General features: G+C 45.1%; 25 protein-coding genes. 18 read left to right on the top strand and 7 right to left on the bottom strand.

The genetic code is table 11. From position 1 onward, the window contains the following. Positions 1-276: 276 nt before the first annotated feature. Genes KV201_RS15875 through KV201_RS15850 form a run of 6 tightly spaced genes read left to right on the top strand, consistent with a single transcriptional unit; the run spans position 277 to position 5,231 of the window. Positions 277-1,059, top strand: a complete 783-nt coding sequence (locus tag KV201_RS15875) for a DUF3450 domain-containing protein (protein WP_006087403.1) — start codon at positions 277-279, stop codon at positions 1,057-1,059. Continuing rightward, positions 1,059-2,414 (top strand): MotA/TolQ/ExbB proton channel family protein, encoded by a 1,356-nt coding sequence (locus KV201_RS15870; RefSeq protein ID WP_006081156.1) that lies wholly within the window; start codon positions 1,059-1,061, stop codon positions 2,412-2,414. Before KV201_RS15875 ends, KV201_RS15870 begins: the two co-directional genes overlap by 1 nt. After that, positions 2,414-2,941 (top strand): MotA/TolQ/ExbB proton channel family protein, encoded by a 528-nt coding sequence (locus KV201_RS15865; RefSeq protein ID WP_006081157.1) that lies wholly within the window; start codon positions 2,414-2,416, stop codon positions 2,939-2,941. The genes KV201_RS15870 and KV201_RS15865 overlap by 1 nt, the downstream gene beginning before the upstream one ends. A 13-nt stretch (positions 2,942-2,954) precedes the next feature. Then, positions 2,955-3,359, top strand: coding sequence for a biopolymer transporter ExbD (locus tag KV201_RS15860; RefSeq protein WP_006081158.1), 405 nt, complete (start codon positions 2,955-2,957; stop codon positions 3,357-3,359). Position 3,360: 1 nt separating this feature from the next. Then, entirely contained in the window at positions 3,361-3,981 is a 621-nt protein-coding gene (locus KV201_RS15855; RefSeq protein WP_012088830.1) for an energy transducer TonB, read from the top strand. Positions 3,982-3,983: 2 nt separating this feature from the next. Beyond that, positions 3,984-5,231, top strand: coding sequence for a tetratricopeptide repeat protein (locus tag KV201_RS15850; RefSeq protein ID WP_226059887.1), 1,248 nt, complete (start codon positions 3,984-3,986; stop codon positions 5,229-5,231). A gap of 76 nt (positions 5,232-5,307) precedes the next feature. On the opposite strand, the gene KV201_RS15845 is transcribed toward KV201_RS15850, so the two are convergent. Then, positions 5,308-5,817: a diguanylate cyclase gene (locus KV201_RS15845; RefSeq protein ID WP_006081161.1), complete on the bottom strand. Its 510-nt coding sequence runs from the start codon at positions 5,815-5,817 to the stop codon at positions 5,308-5,310. A 79-nt stretch (positions 5,818-5,896) separates the two neighbouring features. Here KV201_RS15845 and KV201_RS15840 point away from each other — a divergent pair, with 79 nt between their 5' ends. From KV201_RS15840 to KV201_RS15820, 5 genes are all read left to right on the top strand, one after another. Continuing rightward, positions 5,897-7,726 carry a DUF885 family protein gene (locus tag KV201_RS15840; protein WP_226059886.1) on the top strand — a complete coding sequence of 610 codons (1,830 nt, stop codon included), beginning with the start codon at positions 5,897-5,899 and terminating at the stop codon, positions 7,724-7,726. Positions 7,727-7,896: 170 nt separating this feature from the next. Further along, positions 7,897-8,175, top strand: a complete 279-nt coding sequence (locus tag KV201_RS15835) for a peptidylprolyl isomerase (protein WP_006081163.1) — start codon at positions 7,897-7,899, stop codon at positions 8,173-8,175. 84 nt (positions 8,176-8,259) lie between these two features. After that, positions 8,260-8,796 carry a GNAT family N-acetyltransferase gene (locus KV201_RS15830; RefSeq protein ID WP_071938982.1) on the top strand — a complete coding sequence of 179 codons (537 nt, stop codon included), beginning with the start codon at positions 8,260-8,262 and terminating at the stop codon, positions 8,794-8,796. A 74-nt stretch (positions 8,797-8,870) separates the two neighbouring features. Next, entirely contained in the window at positions 8,871-9,101 is a 231-nt protein-coding gene (locus KV201_RS15825) for an RNA-binding S4 domain-containing protein (RefSeq protein ID WP_006081165.1), read from the top strand. A 22-nt stretch (positions 9,102-9,123) separates the two neighbouring features. Continuing rightward, complete coding sequence (locus KV201_RS15820; RefSeq protein ID WP_011846490.1) at positions 9,124-9,519, top strand: ribonuclease E inhibitor RraB; 396 nt, start codon at positions 9,124-9,126, stop codon at positions 9,517-9,519. Positions 9,520-9,685: 166 nt separating this feature from the next. Here the strand turns inward: KV201_RS15820 and KV201_RS15815 are convergent, their stop codons facing one another. Continuing rightward, entirely contained in the window at positions 9,686-10,573 is an 888-nt protein-coding gene (locus tag KV201_RS15815) for a LysR family transcriptional regulator (RefSeq protein WP_012088834.1), read from the bottom strand. Positions 10,574-10,729: 156 nt separating this feature from the next. On the opposite strand from KV201_RS15815, the gene KV201_RS15810 reads away from it, so the two are divergent. From KV201_RS15810 to KV201_RS15795, 4 genes are all read left to right on the top strand, one after another. After that, the gene (locus KV201_RS15810) at positions 10,730-11,500 is read left to right on the top strand and encodes a TSUP family transporter (RefSeq protein WP_006081168.1); all 771 of its coding nucleotides are present in this window, start codon (positions 10,730-10,732) and stop codon (positions 11,498-11,500) included. 402 nt (positions 11,501-11,902) lie between these two features. Next, positions 11,903-13,048, top strand: a complete 1,146-nt coding sequence (locus tag KV201_RS15805; RefSeq protein WP_226059885.1) for an exonuclease SbcCD subunit D — start codon at positions 11,903-11,905, stop codon at positions 13,046-13,048. Beyond that, positions 13,045-16,101, top strand: coding sequence for an SbcC/MukB-like Walker B domain-containing protein (locus KV201_RS15800; protein ID WP_226059884.1), 3,057 nt, complete (start codon positions 13,045-13,047; stop codon positions 16,099-16,101). The genes KV201_RS15805 and KV201_RS15800 overlap by 4 nt, the downstream gene beginning before the upstream one ends. Positions 16,102-16,366: 265 nt before the next feature. Beyond that, positions 16,367-17,668: a peptidoglycan DD-metalloendopeptidase family protein gene (locus KV201_RS15795; RefSeq protein WP_006081171.1), complete on the top strand. Its 1,302-nt coding sequence runs from the start codon at positions 16,367-16,369 to the stop codon at positions 17,666-17,668. Between the two features lie 372 nt (positions 17,669-18,040). Here KV201_RS15795 and KV201_RS15790 read toward each other — a convergent pair whose 3' ends face one another. From KV201_RS15790 to KV201_RS15775, 4 genes are all read right to left on the bottom strand, one after another. Continuing rightward, complete coding sequence (locus tag KV201_RS15790) at positions 18,041-18,496, bottom strand: hypothetical protein (RefSeq protein ID WP_319000224.1); 456 nt, start codon at positions 18,494-18,496, stop codon at positions 18,041-18,043. Between the two features lie 90 nt (positions 18,497-18,586). Continuing rightward, the gene (locus KV201_RS15785; RefSeq protein ID WP_226059882.1) at positions 18,587-19,111 is read right to left on the bottom strand and encodes a M48 family metallopeptidase; all 525 of its coding nucleotides are present in this window, start codon (positions 19,109-19,111) and stop codon (positions 18,587-18,589) included. Between the two features lie 47 nt (positions 19,112-19,158). Then, entirely contained in the window at positions 19,159-19,596 is a 438-nt protein-coding gene (locus KV201_RS15780; protein ID WP_006081174.1) for a DUF3010 family protein, read from the bottom strand. Positions 19,597-19,798: 202 nt separating this feature from the next. Further along, on the bottom strand, positions 19,799-21,154 hold the full coding sequence (locus tag KV201_RS15775) for a DEAD/DEAH box helicase (protein ID WP_226059881.1): 1,356 nt from the start codon (positions 21,152-21,154) through the stop codon (positions 19,799-19,801). Positions 21,155-21,403: 249 nt separating this feature from the next. Here KV201_RS15775 and rssA point away from each other — a divergent pair, with 249 nt between their 5' ends. Then, positions 21,404-22,351 (top strand): patatin-like phospholipase RssA, encoded by a 948-nt coding sequence (gene rssA / locus KV201_RS15770; RefSeq protein WP_006081176.1) that lies wholly within the window; start codon positions 21,404-21,406, stop codon positions 22,349-22,351. A gap of 130 nt (positions 22,352-22,481) precedes the next feature. Here the strand turns inward: rssA and KV201_RS15765 are convergent, their stop codons facing one another. Further along, a complete protein-coding gene (locus KV201_RS15765) occupies positions 22,482-23,495 on the bottom strand; it encodes an NADP-dependent oxidoreductase (RefSeq protein ID WP_226059880.1) in 1,014 nt (337 codons plus the stop codon). 147 nt (positions 23,496-23,642) lie between these two features. Here KV201_RS15765 and KV201_RS15760 point away from each other — a divergent pair, with 147 nt between their 5' ends. After that, the gene (locus KV201_RS15760) at positions 23,643-24,161 is read left to right on the top strand and encodes a MarR family winged helix-turn-helix transcriptional regulator (protein ID WP_226059879.1); all 519 of its coding nucleotides are present in this window, start codon (positions 23,643-23,645) and stop codon (positions 24,159-24,161) included. Positions 24,162-24,281: 120 nt separating this feature from the next. Beyond that, positions 24,282-24,971: a hypothetical protein gene (locus KV201_RS15755; RefSeq protein WP_107404805.1), complete on the top strand. Its 690-nt coding sequence runs from the start codon at positions 24,282-24,284 to the stop codon at positions 24,969-24,971. Positions 24,972-24,992 lie beyond the last annotated feature (21 nt).

Genomic DNA, 24,992 nt, shown 5'->3' with positions numbered 1-24,992 from the left:
TGATATTTTGTTTAGAAAATCACCTTTCGTAAAATTTTTTATTCATAGCGCCTCTTTACAGTAGTTTTTAGTCGGCCGAAATGTTGACACAGGTCAACATTTTGTGAAATGATGCCAGCGGGTCTATGCCTGTAGGGGCGTAGGAAAGGGAAGAAAAAACTAAGAATCACAAGAGAAAGACGAACTTACAGTAATTTTTTCGGCGAGCATTAATTGCTTCTCGTTTTGTTGCTGGTAAGTTAAACCTTTTTATTCACTTCAAATTGGTTGGGAACTATGTCCAAGGTAAGCAATAGAACAAAAATCGCTACTGCACTTGTTGGCGTGCTGGCATTAGCGAGCAGCAACTTCGTTGTTGCAGATCCTCTTACCGACGTGCAGAAAGCGGATAGTATGATCCATGCTGATGCTGCTGCGTCGCAAAAGAACGTTGATAAGTATTTCGATCAAGCACAAGACATGCTTTTTGAGTATGGTTCTGTCGCAGATGAGCGCGAATCACTGAAATCATATAACGATTATGTTGCCAGCTTAGTCGCTGATCAACAAAAGACAATGGACTCAGTGCAAGGTGACATCAATGGTGTTGATAAACTTCGCCAAGGCGTAGTGCCGTTAATGTTTAAAATGGTTGAGTCGTTAGAACAGTTTGTTCAATTAGATTTACCTTTCAACTCTGAAGTACGTACTAATCGTGTTAATGAGCTGAAAAACCTTCTTAATACTGCTGAAGTTACCTTAGCCGAAAAGTACCGTTTAATTCTTGATGCTTATAGCATCGAGCGTGAATATGGTAGTGCGGTTGCTGTTAACCAAGGTAAGTTAAACCTAGATGGTAAAGAAGTATTGGTTGACTTCTTTAACTTAGGTCGTGTTGCTCTTTATGCACAGAGTTTAGATCAAAAGACTGGCTGGATGTACAACCCAGAATCTAAGGGTTGGGATAAGTTAGATGACAGCTATTTGCGTGAACTGACTAAAGGTATCCGCATTGCCCGTAAACAAGGTGCTCTAGATCTATTTGCGTTACCAATTCCTGCTGCGGAGACTGCACAATAATGAAGAAGTTAATTACTACAGCTGTGTTGGCTGCAAGTTTCTCTTTAACTGCTGGTATGGCTAGTGCTGCAGATGCGCCTAAGTCGATTGACCAATTATTGCAACAAGTTAAAGTTGAACGCGCTGCAGAAGGCAAAATCAACAGCAAACGTGAGCAAGAATTCCAAGCTGAACGTGGTGATAAAGCGGCACTGTTAAAGCGTGAAAAAGATGCTTTAGCCGCTGAAAAACAACGTGGTAAAGATTTAAACCAAGCGTTCTTAGATAACGAGCGTAAAATTGCTCAGTTAGAAGAAGATCTGAAAACTGCTCAAGGTGACTTGGGTGAGATGTTTGGTGTGGTTAAAGGTGAAGCCGGTGATTTCGCTGGTAAACTGGCAAGCTCAAACATCAGTGCTCAATACCCAAATCGTGATAAATTTATTGCTGATTTAGGTGCACGTAAGCAATTACCAAAAATCGAAGAACTAGAGCAATTCTGGCAAGAGCAGCTGTTTGAAATGGCGCAATCTGGCAAAGTTGTTAAGTTCGAAGGTTCTGTTACTGGTATCGACGGAAGCGTTAAAACAACGACTATTCATCGTATCGGTTCTTACAACTTAACAGCCGATGGCAAGTATGTTGTATATAACTCTGAGTTAGGTTTAATTCAGCAGTTATCTCAACAACCAGAAGGTTACCAAGTTAGCGCGGTTGCTGACTGGGAAAAAATCACTTCAGGTACTGCACCATTCTATGTTGACCCTGCACGCGGTGTACTGCTAAACATCTTCACTAACAAAGCTAGTTTTGAAGACCGTTTAGAAGCCGGTGGTACTATCGGTTACATCATTATTGCTCTGTTAGCACTGGGTTTATTAATCTCTATCGAACGTCTAGTCACTATGACTATCATTGGCGCTCGTGTTAATAGCCAACGTAAGAACGTCGATAAGCCTGGTAACAACGCTTTAGGTCGTATCTTGAAAGTTTACCAAGAAAACAAAGACGTTGATGTTGAAACGTTAGAGTTGAAACTTGATGAAGCGATTCTGAAAGAAACTCCAGCATTAGAAGCGCGTATTTCAATCATTAAAGTACTGGCCGCTATCGCACCTATGATGGGTCTGTTAGGTACAGTAACGGGTATGATTGCAACCTTCCAAAGTATCCAATTATTTGGTACTGGCGATCCAAAACTGATGGCGGGCGGTATTTCTATGGCGCTTATCACTACAGTTCAAGGTCTGGTTGCTGCACTACCGTTAATGCTGATGCATGCAATTGTTGTTGCACGTAGCAAGTCAATCGTTCAGATCCTTGAAGAGCAAAGTGCTGGTATCATCGCAGCACATGCTGAGAAGAGGGCTGACTAATGATGCTATACCTGATGGACATTTGGGATTCCGTCAGGGGCTTCATGGCCTCCGGAGGCGACGTCCTCTGGCTTGTAGCGGCTGTTCTGTTCTTAATGTGGGTCTTGATGCTTGAGCGTTATTGGTATCTTAATTGGATATCACCAAAGCAACATAAAGCAATCATAGCTGCATGGGATGCCAGAGAGGAAACGACCTCTTGGTATGCACACCGTATCCGTGAAGCTTGGATGTCCCAAGCGAAGCAAGATTTGAATGCACGTATGCTGATTATTAAAACCTTAGTGGCGATTTGTCCAATGATAGGTTTGTTAGGTACCGTAACCGGTATGATTTCAGTGTTCGATGTGATGGCAGTTCAGGGGACGAGTAATGCTCGTTTGATGGCGGCTGGTATTTCAATGGCGACTATGCCTACGATGGCAGGTATGGTTGCAGCATTATCGGGAGTGTTTTTCAGTACTCGCCTTGATGCCAAAATGAAGATCAGTTTAGAAAAGCTAAAAGACAGCATGCCGCACCACTAGAGAGAGATTGAACATGGCACGTAAAAAGCATTCCAGTATAGATGAGGAAGCGCAAATTGATATGACACCGATGCTCGACATCGTGTTCATCATGCTAATCTTCTTCATTGTAACAACGTCATTCGTGAAACCATCTGGTTTGGACTATAACAAACCAAAAGCTTCACAAGCGACTTCAAAGCCTTCGGCGAACATCTTTATCGGCGTCAGTAAAACGGGCGTGATCATGATGGAAAACCGTCAGGTTGATATCGAACGTGTAACAGCAAACGTTGAGCGTATGCTGGCTGAAGCTCCTGAAGCTGCTGTATTGATTCAGGCTGATAAAGACGCAATGCACGGCTTAGTTGTTAAAGTTCTAGACCAAGTGAAAGCGGCTGGTATAGATAAAATTTCGGTATCTGCGGGGAACGATTAATATGCTAAGAGCACTAGTATCGATCATTATTGGTGCTGCTGTGACTTTTGGTCTGTTCGCTTTTATGGCGTTCTTGGTCGGTGGCGGCGCACAGCGCGGCGAAACATCGGCCGAGACCCCTGTAATTGAAATCACTATGGATAGACAGGATTCAAAAGCACAGAATAAGCCAAGGGTAGTGCCTAAGCCACCACCACCACCAGAGCAACCACAGAAGCCTGATACAACGCCACCTGATTCATCAAGTAATATTGATACATCAATGTCGTTCAATATGGGTGGTGTAGAAGCTGGCGGTGCAAGTACTGGTTTCAAATTAGGCAATATGATGACTCGCGATGGTGATGCAACGCCTATCGTTCGTATCGAACCTCAGTATCCAATTGCTGCGGCGCGTGACGGGAAAGAAGGTTGGGTACAACTTCGTTTCACCATCAACGAACTCGGTGGTATCGATGACGTTGAAGTTATTCAAGCAGAGCCAAAGCGTTTATTTGATAAAGAAGCGATTCGCGCACTGAAGAAGTGGAAGTACAAGCCAAAGATTGTTGATGGCAAACCACTGAAGCAACCTGGTCAGACAGTTCAGCTGGACTTTACCTTAGATAAGGGAGGCAAATAACGATGCGTAATGTTAATAAAATCGCAGCTCTATTATTGCTTTCTGTTTGTGGCGGGACATTAACGCTTTCTTCTGCGGTAGCGGAAGAAAAGTGTCCTATCGACAAACGACAATCTAAAGCGGTAGGCGAAGGCGCAGCGAAGAAAGTTCAAAAGTCGTTTGAAGCTTATACTAATGGCCAGATAGATGAAGCCATTGCTATTTTGCTCGAAGCAAACGCTAAGAACGATTTCGATAAAGCCTATGTTGCACGTATGTTGGGTAACTTTTATGCCGAAAAAGGCAAAATGGATACCGCGATCAAGTACCTAAAACAAGCTGTTGAAGCTGATATTTTAGGTGGCACAGATCATGCTGCAACTATGCGTCTTTATGCGGATTTGCTGTTACAAGAGAAGAAGTTTAAGGAGGCGATTCCTTACTACTACAAGTGGATGGAATTCACTTGTAAATCTGATTCTCAAATATACCGTCGTATTGGTATTGCGCATTCAGAGCTAAAACAGTGGGATAAAGTCATTGAAGTGGCCGATAAAGGTCTTTCATTAGCTGAAGCTCCTGATAAAGGTCTGTATCAGATGAAACTGACAGCTTACTTCAACCAGAAGAAGTATAAGAAAGCTGTTGGCGTTTTAGAAGTCATGGTGCCATTATTCCCTGAAGATGGCAGACTGTGGGTTCAATTAGCGCAGTTCTATTTGATGGTTGAAGACTATGATAAGTCTCTTGCTACTTACGATTTAGCTTATAGAAATGGTTTCTTAGATAGCGCGGGTAACATTACCCGTTTAGCACAGTTGATGGCACAGAAAGGTGCTCCATATCAAGCTGCTAAAGTGTATCAGAAACACATGAAATCAGGCTTGATTGCTGAGGATGCTAAGTCCTTAGAGATTTTGGCTGGTTTCTATCAAAATGCTAAAGAGTTTAAGCAAGCAGCTGATTATTATGGTAAAGCTGCCGCTATAAGCAAGGATGGTAAGACTTACCTGAAACAAGGTCGCTTACTAAACTTGGATGAACAATACACTGCTGCGATCCCTGTGCTTGAAAAAGCCATATCCATGGGCATTGATCATCCTGGCGAAGCAAACTTCGAATTAGCTTTGGCTCATTTAAGTTTAAAACAGTACAAGTCAGCTTATAACCGTGCAGTATTAGCTGCTAATGATAAGAAGACTGAGAAGAGTGCAAATAGCTATATCTCTTATATCAAAGAGAAAGCACGTATGCATAACATCACACTGTAATCGCTTGGCAGTTTAGCGTTTGAATTTGAAAGCCCCGAAAGGGGCTTTTTCTTTGGTACTAATTTACAACACAAGCTTACTGCAAGCGGATTAAAGCTTGTGATTGATCATGGCTTTTTTCAAGATCTTGTGAGAGTTGGCTGACATTACTGAAGAGTGACTCGATTTTGTTTTCTTGCGTCGGTAAGCAAATGCAGGCGGCAAGTTTATAATCGATTGTCAGCTTATGATTTTTACCAAAATCTTGGTTAAAGTCAGATATTTGTTGTTCTATTCGCTTTAACACTACCTCAGTTCCCACCTCATCTATGTTGAATAAACCCAGCGCAAAGTGATTATGATCAAGCCTCGCAATCATATCTGTTGCTCTTAATAGTGCTTCCTGCACTTGTTTGGTAAAGAATTCGAGTAAATGGGGTTGTTTGACGGTTTCATGAATGTGAGGGCACAGATACAATAGTGCCAAGCTTTGGTGTTCTCTCATGTGACGATGCCATTCTCGGTTGAATACTTCCATGAAATAGGTTTGGTTATAGACTCCAGTTTCTGGATCCCTGAAACCTGAGTTGCGGAACGAGTAGATCATAGATTAACTCCGATAGCAGACCTTGAACTAAGTATAGAAACAGTTCTGCAATAGCGGGCCAAAAAGGAAAAATATTAAAATGAAATTGGGTTTATTGGCAGGATCGATAGCGTTAATCTTCACCCTTCAAGGTTGTTCTAAGCCTGAAGCCACTGCAGTTCAAGAAAACAGCCAAGCTAATGCAGTTGCAGAGCAGGGCGAAACACAAACGGCCGAGCAGCGTTATTTAGCGCTTGTGGATGCTTATTTTAAAGATTACCTAAAGCTTGAGCCCATCTACGCCACCTTTGTCGGCGTTAATGACTATAACGCCGATTTTGGCGGGGATCTAACCGAAGATTACCTCAAGGCTCGCCATGATCTTAATACTCACTATTTAGCTCAGGTGCGCGCGATAGATCCAAAGCAACTGCCCGCTGATTTACAGTTAAGTTACGACCTGTTTGTCTATGACCGTGATATGGCGTTAGTGGACGAAACTTTCCCATCTCGCTTTATGCCGATAAGCCAGTTCTATAGTACTGTTATTACCATGGTGCAGTTGGGAAGTGGCGAGAGTGCACAACCTTTTAATACTGTTCAAGATTATCGTAATTGGGAACAGAGAGTCGATGGTTTCATCAAGTGGGTAGCGCTTGCTGAAAATCGGATGAATCAAGGCATTGAAAGTAAAGTGGTGCTACCTCGGGTGTTGGTAGAGCGCATTATTCCCCAGTTAGACGCTATGCTAACGACTGATGCGACTCAGAGCATTTTCTACTCGCCCATTCAGCATTTCCCTGAGAGTTTTTCTGAGCAAGATAAAGCGGAATTGACAGCTCGTTATCAAGCCATGATAGCCGAACGTATCGTGCCAGCGTTGACGGATTTGCGTGATTACTTTAAGCAAACCTATTTACCTAAATCGCGGGCGACTGATGGTTGGTCTGGTTTACCTAACGGCAAAGCTTGGTATCAGCATCTGGCTAACTCACATACGACCACCACTATGTCTGTGGATGAAATTCATCAAATTGGCTTAAGTGAAGTGGCGCGAATTTTATCTGAGATGGATAAGGTACGTGAGCAAGTCGGTTTTAAGGGCGATTTGAAAGCATTTTTCGGGTCTTTATCTTCCGAACCTCAGTATTTCTACAGTGATCGTCAAGGTTTGATTGATGGTTATATGGTGTTGAAAGATAAAATCAATCAAGTGCTGCCTAACTACTTTAATGTGATGCCAAAAGCTGATTACGTGGTCAAGCCGGTTGAAAGCTTCAGAGAACAATCTGCGGCGGGTGCTTCTTACGAATCGCCTGCGGTGGATGGCAGTCGTCCAGGCGTGTTTTATATCAACACTTATAACCTCAAGGCGCAGCCAAAGTGGGGAATGACGACCTTATCTTTACACGAGGCTGCTCCTGGGCATCATTTTCAAATTGCGATCAAGCAAGAGCTAACCGGTGTACCTGAGTTCCAGCGTTTCAGTGGCTATACGGCATTCGAGGAAGGTTGGGCACTTTATGCTGAGTACTTAGGTATTGAGATGGGCTTGTTTACTGATCCTTATCAGTATTTTGGCAAGCTTTCCGATGAAATGCTGCGTGCGATGCGCTTAGTGGTGGATACCGGTCTTCATTCAAAAGGCTGGAGTCGTGAACAAGCGATTCAGTACATGAAAGACAACTCGCCGATGGCTGAAAGTGACATAGTCGCTGAAGTGGAGCGCTATATGGCGATCCCTGGTCAAGCTTTGTCTTACAAAGTCGGTCAGCTGAAGATCCTGGCACTGCGCGCCCGTGCTGAAAAAGCCTTGGGTGATAAATTTGATTTAAAAGCGTTCCACGATCAAATCCTCACATCAGGTTCATTACCTATGGCGGTCATGGAAAACAAAATCGATCGTTGGATAACGTCTAAACAGGCTTAGTCCGTAATATGTCGTTATTTGACTTTGATGTGAATGACGGCATTTTAAGACTTTTTTATTCAACAGAAAGTTTTTATACTGTTGATTCAAAACCTGTTAAAACGGATGTTTTAATGGGAATTCAATGATATTTGGGGCAAATGTCTCATGATCCTCACAGGAGTTTTACTATGGTCCAGGCAACAGCAAGACATTTGTTAGTCAGCAGCGAAGAGCAATGCCAAGCGCTGAAACAGCAAATATTGGAAGGCGCAGATTTCGCTCAAATTGCTCGCGCGCACTCTTCTTGCCCATCAGGCGCCCAAGGCGGCGAATTGGGTTCATTCGGTCCTGGTATGATGGTGAGAGAGTTTGATGAAGTCGTCTTCAGCGCGCCATTAAACGAAGTGCAAGGTCCAGTTAAAACGCAGTTTGGTTTTCATTTACTTGAAGTGACCAGCCGCGCATAAGTTTTACGGCTTATTTGATACAGCTTGTTTGATACGGCAGCGTTTGCTGCCGTTTTTGTTTTATTTGCTCATCACGGAGTCACTATGCTGGAACTCTATACCGATAGATTGAAACTCAGGAGCTTACAAGACAGCGATTGGGAACATTTTTATGCGTTGCACAGCGATCCTGAGATTAATCGCTATGTGCGAGTTCCTGAGTCGCAAGAGGTGATCCGCAGTAAGTTTCAGCAGCGCTCCGATACTTGGTTTTACGGTTCTGGCGATTGGCTCACCTTAGTGATTGAGACCGTCGATACAGGGCAATTTGTCGGGTTAACAGGCCTTTATTGTCAAAGCCTTGATGAGCAGCGTGCAGAAGTGGGTTACTTGCTGGCCGCAGAGGGCCACGGCAAAGGTTATGCGACTGAGAGCTTAATGGCGGTCATTGATTGGGCCTGCTTAAGTTTTAATGTGCATAAATTTGTTGGTCATTGCGCCAAAGATAATCATGCATCGGCGCGGGTTCTTGAAAAGTGTGGCTTCAGGCTTGAAGGTTTACTCAGGCAGCAATTCAAAATGGGTAAAAACTGGCTCGATGAATCGGTCTTCGGTTTACTCGCCGATGAAAGACGTCTCTAGCCAAATTATCTTCAGCGGATTTTGTGCGGTGCTGGTATAATGCCGCAGGTTTATTTTTAGAAGGCGTGTATTAAGTGGCGCAAATTAATCAATTGGCTTTGCATTCTGGCGAAGATTTCATTGAATTGTACAAAGTATTAAAAGTGCAGGGCATGAGCAATGCCGGCGGCGAAGCCAAGCATTTTATCGAGGAAGGTCAAGTCACAGTGAATGGTGAAGTTGAAACTCGTAAACGTAAAAAAATTATTGCGGGCGATATCGTCAGCTTTAATGGTGAATCAGTTCAAATCATTGCGGCAGAATAAGCCTGAAACAGTGGAGCAAGATATGCAATTTCCAGATGATGACAATGGTAAAATGCTGGCCGCAATGGCTGAAGCAGGAATCGATTTAACAAAAGAGTTAGATGTTGATTTCTTTTTGGTTTTTGATGACCAACGTGATGCTGAAACGGCGTTAGAAGAACTCACAAATTCTGACTTGCAAGGCGAGCTTGAGCTGAATCTGAATGATGAGCTGGGCAAGTGGGAAATCATTGTTTGCCTCAATATGGTACCTGATTACGATACTTTGGTTGAGCAAGAAGTCATGTTGAATGATTTTGCCGCCGAATTCGGGGGTATGACCGACGGTTGGGGCGTAATGCAACACCAAGACGGTGATGACGAGTTTATGGAAGATGATGACCATGAGCATGTCCACGGTGCTCATTGCAATCACTGATGCTGATTTGCTTTGACCTTTGAGTCTAAAAAACCACCTTCTTGGTGGTTTTTTATTGCCGTTTTTTTGCGCCCATTTGTTGCACTTGTTTTCAGCACTTCATAGTCTCATTTGTCACATAGAGCGTTATTGCAGCTTGCTGAAACTGTGACATTCCAAATGTTGTTTAGTGGCGATAAGGCGCAAACACTTCTAATAACCAGTCAATAAAAGCTTGGGCTTTTAACGGCAGGCTAGGGGATTTGGGTGTGAGCAGGTAGTAGCGATAGGGGCTGGTAAAAGGGGCGTCAAAGGGAATGACTAAACTGCCGTTTGCCAATTGCTCTTCGATAAAAAATCGCGGAATAAGCGCTGCCCCCATGCCACTCGCGGCGGCTTGGCTGAGCATGTAAAAATGCTCAACGCCAAAGGTTTGTGCTTGGGTGAGTGTTAAGCCCACTTTTTCAGCCCAATATTCCCAAAGTTCGGGTCTTGTAGTGTGTTTCAGTAAGGTGACGTGATTGATATCCTCGATGTTTTGTAGTTTTGGCGCTAACGATGGCGCGCAAACTAAACACAAATCTTCATCCATCAGCTTGATATAATTCGCGCCCTTAGGAATAGCTGTGCAGCTGCGAATCGCAATATCATAACGGCCTTGGCTAAAGTCCACGGCAAAGTCACCAATCGACAAATCGACATAAAGGTGCGGATGGCGGGACTTAAACTGCTCCATTCTCGGGATGAGCCAATTAATGGTTAAGCTTGGCAGCACATTGATGGCTAAGGTTTGTGGCTTAGAAGGCTGGCGGCGTAGGTCACTCGTTGCACTTGACAGGGTTTGCAGCGCGGCTTGGACATGGGGCAAATAGCGCTTGGCTTCATCGGTTAAACTGACTTTTTTATGTAAGCGCACAAAAAGCGCAAAACCCAAATAATCCTCTAATACTCGGATTTGTTTACTGACCGCACCATGGGTGACATGCAGCTCCTTGCTGGCTAATGTCATGCTCTGCAAGCGTGCAGCCGCTTCAAAAGCACGGAGGGAATTCAGTGGCGGCAGTTCGGTCAACATTTGATGTCCTACAGTTGAGTAATTCGAACAGGATTACAGATTTTGTGTGAGTTTAACTCACGCAGTAACGACAATAACTCCTTTGCATTTATTTGGCAAACGCAGTCTAATGCCCAGCAATCACTCCCTTTTTTATCAGAAGAATAATAAATCATTATGGAATTTGAACTGACGTTACAAATCGCTGCGATACTTTTTGCCGTCGCTATGGTGGCAGGTTTTATCGACGCTATCGCCGGTGGCGGTGGCTTGTTGACGATTCCTGCACTCATGTGGGCTGGCTTGCCGCCTGCGGTTGCCTTAGGCACAAATAAGCTGCAGGCCTGTGGCGGCAGTTTTTTTGCGAGCTTGTACTTTGTCCGTAAAGGACTCGTGGATCTTAAATCCGTAAAGTTAGCCTTGATCTGTGCGTTCATCGGCGCGGCATTAGGCACTATTCTCGTTCAACTCGTCGATACCAAAGTGCTGGAATTAATGTTGCCATTTTTGATTTTGGCAATTGGTTGTTACTTCTTATTTTCGAAAAAGATTTCTGAAGACGATAAGCATCAAGTGCTGACACCTACCGCGTTTGCGTTCACTGCCGCGTTAGGTGTGGGATTGTACGATGGTTTTTTTGGTCCTGGCACTGGCAGCTTTTTTGCGCTGGCGTTTGTATCGTTAGCAGGTTTTGGTTTGGCTAAGGCTACGGCTCACGCGAAACTACTTAATTTCTCAACCAACATAGCTTCGCTGATTTTCTTCGCCTTGGGCGGCAAAGTGATTTGGTTATTGGGGTTGGTCATGCTCGCAGGACAAGCGATTGGCGCAACTTTGGGTTCTCGTCTGGTTGTGACTAAAGGCACGAAGATCATCAAGCCGCTCGTCGTGACTATGTCCCTTGCCATGAGCTTTAAACTCCTCGCAACGCAATATCACTTATTCTAATTGATTGTTTCTTATCAATAAGCGCAGCCTTAAATGGCGGATTAGCTAATCTTCGCGCGTAAGCTTAAGTTAATTTATCTTATCTGAGTGACGTTCACCTTGGCTCATAAGTTTAGCTGAGGTGGATATCGCTCAGAATATCCTCTAAAGATGATCGCAACGTCTCTTCCTACTTTGCAATAGGTGTACTCTTTCACGTTTTTTGAATAGTATAACCTGTCAATTTTAATGCACTTTTTAGGCTTCTCATTTTCTATGTGCATTTAAACGCTATGTCTTTATTTAATGCGATTTAACCCGATTTGCATGCGTGCAGTGTCTAGCTCGTCTGCCTTATATTTGCGTTGATGTGCCGGCACATGCGCTCGGGTTTAGCGTTACCACTTCTTTAAAAGAGCGATTATGAAATTTATCCACACCTCGGACTGGCACATAGGTCGTCAGTTACACAATCAGTCATTACTGGATGATCAAGCCTTTGTGCTCGAGCAAATTATTGCATTAGCAGATGAGCATAAGGTGGACGCTGTGATTGTGGCGGGGGATATTTATGACAGATCGATTCCGCCAGCAAACGCGGTTGCGCTGTTAGATGATGTGCTCAATCGCTTAGTACAAGATTTAGGCCTGAAAGTGATTATGATTGCCGGTAACCACGATGGCCAAGAGCGCTTAGGGTTTGCGGCAAAACAAATGGCGACAAGCGGGTTACATATTATTGGGCCTTTGAGTGCTGACATTCATCCTATTACTTTGTCGAGTTCAAGCGGTGATGTGGTTTTTTATCCCTTGCCTTACGCTGAACCTGCAACAGTTCGCCAAGTGTTTGAGTGTGAGGCATCGAGCCACGAAATGGCCATGGATGTGTTGCTGGAAAAAGTGCGTCAGCACGATAGCCAAGGCTTACCCAAGGTGGTGATAAGCCATTGCTTTTTGGATGGTGGCAGCGAATCCGAATCAGAGCGGCCACTCAGTATTGGTGGCGCCGATAAAATATCGCCAAAGCTCTTCACTGAGTTTGATTATGTCGCCCTTGGGCATTTGCACGGACCGCAATATAAAGGCGCCGAGCATGTGCGTTACTCAGGATCGATTTTGAAGTATTCCTTTAGCGAACAACATCAACACAAGTCGGTGACCTTAGTTGAACTGGGCACGCAAACGCCGATTGATATCCGTTTATTGCCGTTAACGTCGATGCGTGATGTCCGCATCTTAGAAGGGGAGTTAGACACTTTACTCGCCCAAGGTAAAACGGATGCAAAGCGTGAGGATTACCTTATGGTCAGGCTCCTCGATAAACATGCTATTTTAGACGCTATGGGCAAACTTAGGGCCGTCTACCCTAATGTGCTGCATTTAGAGCGGACAGGCTTGATGGCGGGGCAGCAGCAAGTTGCTTTGAGCCGGGATCATATCAAAAAAGGCGAGATGGACATGTTTTGTGACTTTTTCTCCCAGGTGTCTGGCGAGTCATTGACGCAGGCACAGCAAGCTGTGATGGATGACCTGCTGACTAAGCTACACAATGAGGAGCGCCAAGCATGAGACCCCTTAACCTTTCAATGTCAGCCTTTGGTCCCTTTGCATCGACTCAGGTACTTGATTTTACAGCCCTTGGAAGCAATCCGTTATTTCTCATCAACGGGCCCACAGGCGCGGGTAAGACGACCTTGCTCGATGGCATTTGTTTTGCGCTCTATGGCAAAACCACAGGTAATGAGCGTGAAGGCAGCCAAATGCGCTGCGATATGGCCGACGATAGTTTACTAACAGAAGTCACTTTCAGTTTTCAGCTCGGCAGTAACAGCTATCGTATTCGCCGGGTGCCAGAGCAAGACAGAGTTAAGAAAAGCGGTGACGGCTCGACAGTGCAAAAGCCTGAAGCGCAGCTCTTTAAAATTGACGCCGATGGCAATGAAAGCTTATTAGTTGCCAGTAAAGTGTCCGAGGCCACCGCTGAGATTGAAGCCTTAACTGGGCTCGATGTGGAGCAGTTTCGCCAAGTGATGGTATTACCTCAGGGTAAGTTTCGCGAATTATTAATGGCGGACTCTAAAGCGCGTGAGCTGATATTTAGTCAGTTATTTCAAACGCATATTTATCGCCGGATTGAAGATACCTTAAAAAATAAGGCTGCCGATATTAGCGCCTTAGTGAAAGATCAACGCAGCCGCCGCGATGGTATTTTACAAAGTGCGGGTCTAGCATCCGATGACGAGCTTAGCAATGAATTAGCCAAGCTCACGCCTGAACTTGCGCTCGCTCAAAGTGCCAAGGAACAGGCATTACAGCAGCAACAATTAATCATTAAAGCCAGCGATGCCGCCCAGCATCTACTGGCTGAATTTGCGCAGTTTGATACCTTAACTCAAACGGCTGCAGCGCTCGAGGCGCAGCAAGAAAGCATAGTCGCGCAAACCCATAAGCTGAACTTAGCCGAACAAGCGCAGCGTTTAGCGCCTATGGTTGAGGTGTTTTTGGCTCGTGAACAAGAAGCAAAAGCCGCCAATCTCGCCTTTAGTCATGCGCAAACGGCGTTGACTCAGGCCAAGCAAGCCTTTGATGATGCCGAGCTCAAAGCGCAAGACTTACCCGTATTGGAAGCGTCGCTACTGGAACAGGAACAAGCCAAACAGCAACTGAATGCGCTAGGGCCGCAGCTTAGGGAACTGGATAGACTCAATAAAACCCTCGAGCAAGAGCATACACAGTTAGTTAAAGCTAAAACACAGCTTCAGATCAGTAAAAATGAGTTAACCGCCGCAACCCAAAAACGCCGTGAACTGGAATCGGCTTTGCCACAATTGCAGGCCAATAGCGACACTCGCCTCTCATTGCAACAGGCGCACCAGCAGCAACAGCAGTTATTGTCGACTTATCAGCAATGGCAACAAGTGGCGGCAAGGGTATCGTCGACAAAGGAAAAACTTGCCAATGCGAAAGCGCAAGGGCAACAACTCAATGCCGAGCATCAGCAAGCACAGGTTGCGCATAAAGCCCTATTATTGACTTGGCACCAAGGACAGGCAGCCATTTTAGCGCGGCAATTACAGCAAGATGAACCTTGCCCCGTCTGTGGCAGCCAAACCCATCCACAGCCAGCACAGAGCAAAGAGCCGCTCCCAAGTGATGAAGTGCTGCAATTGGCCCAAGACGCTGAAACGATGGCTCAAGATATCCTGAGCAAAGCCAGAGCGGAATATCGCGGATTACAGACACAGTTAGAAACCTTGCAGCAACAAGCGCAAGATCTCGCGGCCCAATTGGGCACAGCGGTTGATATTTCTCAAGATGAACATGCGCATACCTTGTCGCAATATGCTTTCTCACTCACGCAAGCTGAGCAAGCTCATCAAGATTTGCAGCAGTTACAGCAAGAAATTGTATTGTTGCACGCGCAGGAAACGCATCTGCAACAAAAGCTGGAGCAAGGACAAACACACGATAGTGCGCTGCAATCTAAAGTGGATTTATTGCAGGGGCAGTTGGCGCACATGCAGCAAAGCGTCCCACCTGCGCTTGCAACGCTTGAGGCATTAACCGCAGCAATCACGCAAAACCAGCAACAGATAAGCCAGATTAAACAGCAGATTGCTGACGTGAGGGCGCTTCAGCAACAAACAGGGCAAACCTTTGTTGCAGCTAAAGCGGCGCTTAATGGTGCCGAAAATACCGCTGAGGCGGCATTAGTTCAGCAAACGCGTGCCCAGCAGCAACTCAATCAGCAATTAGTCGCAGCGGGATTTACCGACCAACAGGCCTTATTTGCGGCCATGCTGGATGAAGAGCAACTGCATGCATTAGCCAGCGAGATTGAGGCTTACCAGCAGCGCAGTGCCTTGACCAAGGCGCAGTGCGAGCAGTTAGCGCTGAAGCTCAAAGATAAAGTGCCACCCGATAGCATTAAGCTCGCTGCCGAGCTTGAGTCGGCGCAGCAAGCATTACACGCAGCAGAGCAGGTATGGCAGCTACTTCATACTCGCATAGTATTGCTCACACAAACTCAAACCCAGCTCAGTATTGCAGATACGAAAGCTAAGGCGTTAGATGATGAATATGCGGTTATCGGCACGCTTGCCGATGTGGCGAATGGGAAAACAGGCAATAAGATCAGTTTGCAGCGTTTTGTATTAAGCGTACTGCTCGACGATGTGTTACTCGAAGCGAGCCATAGGCTGCATCTGATGAGTAAGGGACGTTATCGCTTGCTGCGTAAGGAAGATAGAGCAAAGGGCAACAAGGCGTCTGGGCTCGAGTTAGAAGTGGAAGATGCCTACACCTCAAAAGTGCGCCCTGTGGCAACCTTAAGCGGCGGCGAAAGTTTTATGGCGGCCTTGTCCATGGCGTTAGGGCTATCCGATGTGGTGCAAGCTTATGCTGGGGGGATCAAACTCGACACCTTATTTATCGATGAAGGCTTTGGCAGTTTAGACCAAGATTCATTGGAATTGGCGATTCGAACCTTGATGGATCTGCAGTCTTCGGGCCGCATGATAGGGGTGATCTCGCACGTTTCTGAGATGAAAGAGCAGATAAATACTCGCATCGACATCAATAAAACCTCACATGGGAGCGAAATGACGATAGTTTTGCCTTAGTCGCTCGTTCTCTCAGAGTCCAATAAATAACCTGCTGTTTTGTATATGTTATTTATTGTGACTCTTGCGTGTTTAACATTAGGATAATGTGCGCAAACTGAGTTGAAAATGCCAACTGGCGCATGTTTCTTGTTAATAGTCAGGTAAAAGTACGAAATAGCATTTGTCATAATGGGATTTTTGGGATAAGTTGGAAAAAATTCGGGCCTCCCTCATAGGGACTGGTTCAAAAATAAAACGCAAAGTTAACGAAAGGTGAAAAGCGTTGCAGACAGGCAAACCCAACTTTATCAACTTATCGCAAACCCGTTTGCAGAACTTATCATCGACCCAAAAAAACATTCTATTAATGGGTGGTTTGTTGATTGGCGCTGCTATGTTAATGCCGAATAATGGTCATGTTGTGCCAACTGCTCAGCGTATCCCTGTTGTCCTCGATATTGAAAATATTCTCCCCCAAGTTTCTGAACCTGAAGTCCAAGATCAAGCAACCCTTATTAATAACGCTCCACAGTTTGAGCGAATTATCGTTTCTGGTGATACCTTAAGTGGGTTATTTTCGAAAGCGGGTGTTGATCAGCAGACCATGTATAAGGTGTTAGAAGCTGATTTAAATATTTTGGCACTTGATACCTTATTGCCTGGTAACAGAATGCAATTTTGGCTCGATAACGAAGGCCAATTACAGAAATTAGAACTTTATTTTAACGCCGCTCGCCAAGTGGTGTTTACACGTTATGAAGACGGCAGTTTTAATGTTGAAGAAGTCAACGTTGAAGGCGTTTGGCAAAATCGTATTATATCTGGCGATATTAAAGGCTCATTCTACGTCTCTGCACAAAAAATGGGTTTAGCTGCGGCAGACATTCAGCGGATTGAAGATTTACTCAAAGAAAAATTGAATTTCGCCCGTGATTTACGCGTTGGCGATAAATTCTCTGTTTTGGTAAATGATCAATATGTTGAAGGTGAAGCAACGGGCAGTAGCCAAATTTTAGGCGTGAGTATTAAAACCGGTCGTTCTGAAATTAGTGCATTTCAATATACTGACGGCAGTTATTACGATGCCAAGGGCCAGAGTTTAGTGCGTGCGTTCCAGCGTTATCCATTAGCTAAGCAACCCCGCATGAGTTCTCGTTTTAATCCTTATCGTAAGCATCCAATTACTGGCCGTATTTCACCCCATAACGGAACCGACTTTTCAGTGCCTATCGGGACTAAAGTGATTGCTCCTGGTGATGGTGTTGTTAGTTTAGTGACTGATCACCAGTTCGCTGGTAAGTATATTGTGATTGACCACGGTGGTAAGTACCGTACCCGTTACCTGCATTTATCTAAGGCGCTTGTGCGTAAAGGTCAGCGAGTGACTCGAGGCCAAGTGATTGCTTTATCAGGTAATACTGGTCGCTCAACGGGTCCACACTTACATTATGAATTCCATATCAATGGTAAACCTGTTGACCCGTTGAAAGCGGATATTCCTATGTCTAGCAAATTAGCGAATCAAGACTTACGCACATTTACCAATATGGTGAAGAGTCGTGAAGCTATGATGAACCTTGGCTAATAGAACTAAGTCTTGCCATGTTTGAATAAACAATAGTACTGACTTTTCTAGAAGAGTTTATCAATGCCGATGAAATGCAAATTTCATCGGCATTTTTGTTTCCATCATTCTTCTTGTTGTAGATATTTTTCTGCTATCACAAGTATTCTTCGAGTTGTAAGGAAGCTTTAAATTTATTCGATTCGCAGTAATAACGATTACACAGAAGGGGATAAATAGAGCGGATGTGGTGAGCTTCAGTTAGGGTGTTATAGCGAGTTATTCTTTTGACTGTTAAGAGACTCAATTTGGCAGCTGATGACCTTTAAAGCTAACTAGCACTCTTTATTAGGGACTGAACAAAACTAAATACCTAGCGTTAAATAGCGTCTATCAGCTTGCTTGGCGTCTTTGCATCACTTTTAATGCACACTTACACAGTTTACCTTTTAGAGCGGGACAGCCACCGCAGGGAGACTTTTTAAAAGGACGTAATGCAAAGCTGTGTTCTGTGGGTAAAGGAGTGAGCCGAGTAATCATAGTCGATGAAAATGTTGCATCATTAGCGGCAATAAACTTAGCCTTCGCTAGTTTTAACTGTTTCTTGAGTGCGGATTTATCGCTATGGGCAAATTCTTGCTGTGAAATGTGCTTCGTGAGTAATTTGGTGAGGTGTTTGCGCTGAGCTTTTTTATTAGTCAAAGATTTATCAGTCAGTGTGTTCAGATGAGATAAGGATGGAATCGCTTTTCCTGAACTTGAAACAGATCTTGCCTGTGTTTTGAGTAACTTTTTAGCTTGTTTTTTACACCACTTGCTCAAAAGTTTATCGATATTCCGTTTCGTCATTGTCGTTACTGAATTCTGCAGCGTGAGATACTTCAGCATTCTAAATGAAAACTATTATCAGTCAAGTTGTGGGTGAAAAATATACTAAGGTCAAGTGTTGGCTTTATCTGCGGAATAAGGGGATATGTTGGCGTCGATACAGGTCAATAATAAGCGTAAATCAAATTCAAACTGGTGATAATCCGGCTCCATATGAGTACACAAATTATAGAAAGCCTTGTTGTGATCTTTTTCTTTTAAATGGGCTAATTCGTGTACGACAACCATACGTAATAAAGGCTCTGGTACGCGTTTTAAACGTGAAGAGATTCGAATTTCGTTCTTAGCTTTGATTTTATTGCCTTGAACTCGCGCGACATAGGAATGTAAGCCAAGTGCATGATGACTAATGTTAATTTTGTCATCAAAGATCACTTTCGAGAGCGGGGACGATTGGCGTAAAAATTGGTTTTTAATCGCTTGGGTGTAGTCGTACAGCGCTTTATCACTGCGAACGCTATGTATGACAGGATGACGTTTCAACAGTAGCTTGGGTAATGTGCCAGCATCAAGATGTTGCTGTACCTGCTGTTGGATATCTGGGCTGTAACCGCTTAAGTATTTTAATGGATTCATAGGGAATTTGGCTCCGAATGACTTCGGAGCCTGAGTCATCGCATTACTTAAACTTTGCCGAAAATACGGCGATTTTGCTGGGCGTAAGCGGCTTCGAAAGCTAACTGCTGCACTTTTTTAAGATCTAAACTATCGAAATCAACCTGTGGTGGATTGCGCTTGTTTTGCTCTTTGATAGTGACAGGAGACAGTAAGCTGACAGGTAATTCACCTAATTGAATCGCGGCTTCAAGTTTAAAACTTGTGGCTGAGCCCGCCAATTTACCTTTTTGTTCACGTTCAATGATGACAACTTCATCAACGCGATAATCTTGCATAAGCTTATGAAAAGCGAAGTGAAACTCACGAATAGCTTCTGTGGTAGCAGATTGGGAAACGGTGAAAGACACCTTACGGCATTCTGGCACATTGAAGGTTTCACCTTCATAGCTCAATAAACTGATAATGGCTTCGCCACCTTTTAATTCAACACCACAAACTCTCATGTTACACCTTCAAAATATCGATAATAGCGCTATTGTAGCTGGAAATGACGTGAGGATCAGTGTTTACCCTGCGCTTTTGATTCGCTTGGCGACAGACTGATGCGCTTAGTGCGTCAATTCCCAGTATTCGATCAGCCAATGTATTGTGTATCAGAGATAAAATCTGATGTTAAATCCACCGGCATGTATGCTTTAATTTTTTCTAAACTTCTTCTGTATCATTGTCTTGCAGTAATTTCGCCGCAGCAGGTTTTCTACGCATGGGTGCATCGCCAATGTCCACGCCCGTGATAAAACGCTTATCCCGTGAAGGCGCCGGTGTGGCTGCTTTAGCTCTTTTGCTCTTACCTTTAGCAAGCTCGGCTTTAGCAACACGTTTTGCTGGTGTCTGTTTGGCTTTGCTTTTTAGACCACTAAATTTAGCTTCTAGACCTGGAATCGTACTGATCTCAAAGGTCTTTCTAAGGAAGACTTGGACTTTCTTAAAGTTGTCCCAATCTTTAGGCCCGACGAGCGATATCGCATCACCTTTCGCACCAGCACGGCCAGTACGACCGATACGATGCACGTATTCCTCGGCAAATTTAGGCATGTCGAAGTTAACAACTAAGGACACATTGAGCAAATCCAGACCACGAGAGGCGACATCGGTCGTCACTAGGACTTGTTGTTGGCCACGGGCAAATTGGTCCATGATTTGGTTGCGTGCGGCTTGCTTTAAATCACCGCTGAGTGCTGCGGTTGCAAAACCTTGCGCAGTTAATTTAGCGGCTAAGCGCTCTGTATCTGGGCGTGTCGCGGTAAAGATGATCACTTGCTTATGGGTTTCATCTTTGAGCAAACGGGCTAATAACGCTTCTTTATGGTCTAAGTGGTCACATAAGAAGATGCGTTGGTGAATGTCGTTATGCTCAGAGTGAGCCGCGCCAATCGCCACGTGCGCTGGATTTTTTAACAGCGTTGCCGCGATATCATTGATTTCGTCATGATCTAATGTGGCAGAAAACATCAGCGTTTGACGACGTTTATGATCGGCAGCATCGTTGATGGCTTTTAACTGCGGGGCAAAGCCTAAATCTAACATGCGGTCGGCTTCATCGAGCACGAGTAACTCTAACCCATTCAGAAATAGATGTTTTTGCTCTAAATGATCGGCGATACGGCCTGGCGTCGCGACAATAAAATGCGGTTCTTTCGCTAGGGCTTTCGCTTGGTCGTTAAAGTTTTCACCGCCCAGAACGCTGATGGCCTTGTATTGGGTGTTGGCGACCAGCAAGCGAAGCTGACTATACACTTGATGTGCTAGTTCGCGGGTTGGTAATAAAATCAATACTCTAGGATCGCGTTTTGACAGTGAGCGGGTAGAAATGACTCTTTGCAATGCGGGTAACAAAAACGCTAAGGTTTTACCTGAGCCCGTTTTTGATGACGCCATTAAATCTTTACCTGCCAATGCGATAGGCAGTGCTTGTTCCTGGATGGCGGTGGGTTCTGTGATCCCCATATGTTTTATGCTTTGAAGCAGACGCTGGTCCAGAGAAAAATCGGTAAATTGCAAAGGTATATCCCCTAAATCTTAGTAAGGGCAGATTATAGCCTTAATCGCCCTAACTCAGCTATCCACATCGGTGATTATCTCTGCTTCACGCATGGATTTATCGCGAAAGTGTGCCATTTACACTTAGTTGCCTGCATTTGTTTACATCGGTGTTACAAGTACTTAATTGCCTTGGTTTCACCAATTGACAGTGGATATGAAAGGATTTTACGTTATCGTGTAGTGGATTGAGTAACAGGAGATTGATTTATGGCTAACGGAACAACCCCTTCGGTTGGTATTGCCTTGGGCAGTGGCGCTGCGAAAGGTTGGGCACACATTGGCGTGTTGAATGGCCTTGCCGCCATGGGGATCAAACCCGATAAAGTTGCGGGATGTTCGGTGGGCGCTTTAGTGGGCGCCGCGTACGCCCATGACCATTTACCTGAATTAGAAGAATGGGTTCGGAGTTTCTCGAGCTGGGACGTGCTTGGCTTGATGGACATTCGATGGCGTAAAGGCGGTCTTATCGGCGGTGATAAGGTATTTGATGTGCTTCAGGCTCGAATAGGGGATGTGAATATTGAGAACCTCAACCGTCCATTTGCGGCGGTTGCGACCGACTTGTACTCTGGGCAGGAGATTTGGTTTACTGAAGGGGATTTACGTCAAGCGGTGCGCGCTTCTTGCTCTATGCCGGGGATTTTGGCGCCTGTGAGACAAGGTGATCGCTGGCTTGTCGATGGTGCTGTGGTGAATCCAGTGCCTGTTTCTGTTAGCCGTGCCATGGGCGTCGATGTGGTGATCGCTGTGGATTTATATGGTTATCATTCTGGTCGCATCCAAGTGTTGCCAGTGAGCATGACGAGCCAAAAAAACGTTGAAGCTGAAATGGATATGTCAGCGCGACAAGAAACTGGTTTTATGGATTTGTTTGCCCGTGGCCGAGATTATGTCAGCAATCTGACCGATAAGTTTTCACTTGGCACTAAATCGAATCCTGGCATGATTGCTGTAATGTCGCAATCTATGGGCATTTTAGAGCAAAGACATAAACGGGCGCGCTTGATGGGCGATCCGCCAGATATTTGTATTGTGCCTGAGGTTGGCAATATCGGCACTATGGAGTTTCACCGTGCTGATGAGGCGATTGCCGCTGGCGAGGCTGCTGTGGAGAAGGTGGCTCACTTGATTGAAGCTGCGTTGTGGAAGGGCTAATCCGTTAAAAGATAAACAGTTGACTATCAAATAGAAAAAGTCGGTACAACTCGCGTTATACCGACTTTTTGCTATCTAAAACTGAGTCTTGCTATCTAAAACTGAGCATTTATGTCGCTTTGATGGCGAGTTACGCTAATTTCACCAACATTTTACCGCGATTCTTACCTTCAAACAGACCGATAAAGGCATCAGGTGCTTGTTCAAGCCCTTGATAAATGGTTTGTTCTGCTTTGACTTTACCTTCTGCTAACCATTGAGCCATTTTCACGGCAAACTCAGGATAATGCGCCCAATGTTCGGATACGATAAAACCTTCTAACTTAAGTTTACGCATCACTATCAGGGCCAAGTTGTCTGGACCGGGTGTTGGCGCAGTGTCGTTGTACTGCGAAATCATACCGCAAACGGCGATACGTCCATGATCTTTCATATTGCTCAGCGCTGCGGCTAAATGCTCACCACCGACGTTTTCAAAGTACACATCAATCCCTTCTGGCGCGGCTTTTGTGAGCGCTTGGGTGAGATTGCCACAGGTTTTGTAATTGATGATGGCATCAACACCATAGCTTCGCAGCAATTCCGCTTTTTCGTCTGAACCCACTGAGGCGATTACGCGAGCACCCATCAGTTTACCAATCTGGCAAGCAACACTGCCGACGGCGCCTGATGCGGCAGAAACAAACAGGGTTTCACCCGCTTTTAAATCTGTGATGCGAGTGAGTCCCGTCCACGCTGTCATGCCCGGCATACCAAGCACGCCGAGGAAATGTGAACTGTCTAATTCGGTTTGCGGCAGAGCGGTCAGTCCAGCCGTATCAGTGACAGCGTGTTCGCGCCAACCTAACATGCTGCTGACTTTAGTGCCTACTGGGAAATCACTGTTTTTAGACGCGATAACTTCACCAATCGCGCCGCCTTCTAAGACTTGATTCAAGGCGAAGGGCGGAACATAACTCTTACGATCTACCATGCGCCCGCGCATATAAGGGTCGACCGACATCCACAGGTTTTTTATCAACACTTGCCCATCGGCAAGCGGTGCTAAGGGCTGATTTACTAAAGCAAAGTTCTCTGCCGTAGGCATGCCTTCAGGGCGACTGGCTAAATGGATTTCACGGGTTTCGGTAATAGTGCTATTCATAGAAAATTAACCTTTTGTTTGTGCGCAAACTAACTGCGTCAACTGTACGTGGCTTCATGACACAATGCAAATACTTTGCGCGCAAACTAGATGCGATGGGGCGGATCGGATAAGATAGCGCTATGTTTGAATGACAGGCGCTTAAACGTGCAAAATTGTTTATCTCACCCAGAGCTCGGATCTACAGAGCAGAGTCAAAACCCAGAGCTACAAAACCCTGAGTCACAAAGCCTAGCGCCAAGTGATGTACTGTGTTTATCCGATAATGTGTGCTTCGCGTTATATTCCGCGAGTAATGCCTTAGTGCGCGCTTATCGTCCTTTACTCGAGGCATACGAGTTAACTTTCCCTCAATATCTGGTGATGCAAACCCTGTGGCGTCAAAATGGCTGCAGTCAAACCCAGCTATCGGCGGCGACTAAGCTCGATATGGGGACGCTAACGCCTATCGTTAAGCGGTTAGAGGTAAAAGGCTTGATCACGCGTTTGGCCTGCGTTGAAGATGAGCGGAAAAAATTGATCACTCTGACGACTCAGGGAGAGGCGATTAAGCATGAAGCCCTAGCCTTAAAGCAAACCTTGCTGAATAAAGTGCAGATGGATGCCGAGGCACTCGATTTACTGAGGCGGCAATGTCTCGCCCTTATTGAAGATTTACAGTCATAGAGATAATGCTACTGGTGCTGTTCGCTACCCGAAAATTCAGGCTCTGCACAGATTAATACTTGATTGGCTTAGTTTTTGCTTTAAAACCGTCATTGAGTCTTAGACGCCGAATTTTTGACGATGAATTCTATTTTAAATGCCTTCAATCTTAATCGCAGCAGTACCAGTATCGCCGATGCCTATGGTGCCAATAGCCAAAAGACGAGTACGGCCAAAACCGATGCGACCACTGAGACCAAGAAAACTCAGACGGATGCCGCTAAACCCGACGCGGGTAAAGCCGATGAGATAGCGCTGTCGCCACGGGCGCAACGTGCACAGAAAATTCAGTCGATGGCGAAGGATTTTTTTGCTGATGGCAAATTTGGTGTCGCCGATATTCCCGCATTAGTGTCACGTTTACAAAAAGACGGCATTTTATCGGACGTGCAACTCGACCGTTTATCAAAAAACGGTATTACAGTTCCGAGCACAACCACGCCGAGTAAGCAGTCGCTGCAAGATTTCTTAGATGATGAGCTCAAATCATTAGCCAAAAAATCACCGAACAACCCCCTGATTAATACTTTGGTCGATGCGAAAAACGTTTTGACCAATATGGATGATGCTCAGTCGCCAGTGCTCGCCCAAAAAGCCACCAAAGTCCTTGGCCAATTAACGGATTATTTAAATTCCGAGCCACCGCTAACGGATGCCCAAAAACAGCAATGGCAGGGGCTTAAATCTATGATGCAACTCGCTTCGTCTATGGGTTCGCATCAGTCGGCATCGGGCCAACTCAGTAGTTATCTCGCACTCGCTAAGCGTTAATCTTGAGTTATGGTGCTTGAT

It is taken from the genome of Shewanella sp. SR1, from assembly GCF_020447145.1.
Taxonomy (GTDB): domain Bacteria; phylum Pseudomonadota; class Gammaproteobacteria; order Enterobacterales; family Shewanellaceae; genus Shewanella; species Shewanella baltica.
This window is presented reverse-complemented; position numbering and strand designations above follow the sequence as displayed.

Bases quoted from the DNA above. Each gene is read 5' to 3' on its own strand.
- KV201_RS15875 (WP_006087403.1), top strand. From the start codon at position 277: ATGTCCAAGGTAAGCAATAGAACAAAAATCGCTACTGCACTTGTTGGC.
- rssA (WP_006081176.1), top strand. From the start codon at position 21,404: ATGGCTAACGGAACAACCCCTTCGGTTGGTATTGCCTTGGGCAGTGGC.
- KV201_RS15855 (WP_012088830.1), top strand. From the start codon at position 3,361: ATGCTAAGAGCACTAGTATCGATCATTATTGGTGCTGCTGTGACTTTT.
- KV201_RS15810 (WP_006081168.1), top strand. From the start codon at position 10,730: ATGGAATTTGAACTGACGTTACAAATCGCTGCGATACTTTTTGCCGTC.
- KV201_RS15820 (WP_011846490.1), top strand. From the start codon at position 9,124: ATGCAATTTCCAGATGATGACAATGGTAAAATGCTGGCCGCAATGGCT.
- KV201_RS15780 (WP_006081174.1), bottom strand. From the start codon at position 19,596: ATGAGAGTTTGTGGTGTTGAATTAAAAGGTGGCGAAGCCATTATCAGT.
- KV201_RS15765 (WP_226059880.1), bottom strand. From the start codon at position 23,495: ATGAATAGCACTATTACCGAAACCCGTGAAATCCATTTAGCCAGTCGC.
- KV201_RS15850 (WP_226059887.1), top strand. From the start codon at position 3,984: ATGCGTAATGTTAATAAAATCGCAGCTCTATTATTGCTTTCTGTTTGT.
- KV201_RS15755 (WP_107404805.1), top strand. From the start codon at position 24,282: ATGAATTCTATTTTAAATGCCTTCAATCTTAATCGCAGCAGTACCAGT.
- KV201_RS15790 (WP_319000224.1), bottom strand. From the start codon at position 18,496: ATGACGAAACGGAATATCGATAAACTTTTGAGCAAGTGGTGTAAAAAA.
- KV201_RS15830 (WP_071938982.1), top strand. From the start codon at position 8,260: ATGCTGGAACTCTATACCGATAGATTGAAACTCAGGAGCTTACAAGAC.
- KV201_RS15815 (WP_012088834.1), bottom strand. From the start codon at position 10,573: ATGTTGACCGAACTGCCGCCACTGAATTCCCTCCGTGCTTTTGAAGCG.
- KV201_RS15805 (WP_226059885.1), top strand. From the start codon at position 11,903: ATGAAATTTATCCACACCTCGGACTGGCACATAGGTCGTCAGTTACAC.
- KV201_RS15845 (WP_006081161.1), bottom strand. From the start codon at position 5,817: ATGATCTACTCGTTCCGCAACTCAGGTTTCAGGGATCCAGAAACTGGA.
- KV201_RS15800 (WP_226059884.1), top strand. From the start codon at position 13,045: ATGAGACCCCTTAACCTTTCAATGTCAGCCTTTGGTCCCTTTGCATCG.
- KV201_RS15840 (WP_226059886.1), top strand. From the start codon at position 5,897: ATGAAATTGGGTTTATTGGCAGGATCGATAGCGTTAATCTTCACCCTT.
- KV201_RS15865 (WP_006081157.1), top strand. From the start codon at position 2,414: ATGATGCTATACCTGATGGACATTTGGGATTCCGTCAGGGGCTTCATG.
- KV201_RS15785 (WP_226059882.1), bottom strand. From the start codon at position 19,111: ATGAATCCATTAAAATACTTAAGCGGTTACAGCCCAGATATCCAACAG.
- KV201_RS15835 (WP_006081163.1), top strand. From the start codon at position 7,897: ATGGTCCAGGCAACAGCAAGACATTTGTTAGTCAGCAGCGAAGAGCAA.
- KV201_RS15870 (WP_006081156.1), top strand. From the start codon at position 1,059: ATGAAGAAGTTAATTACTACAGCTGTGTTGGCTGCAAGTTTCTCTTTA.
- KV201_RS15860 (WP_006081158.1), top strand. From the start codon at position 2,955: ATGGCACGTAAAAAGCATTCCAGTATAGATGAGGAAGCGCAAATTGAT.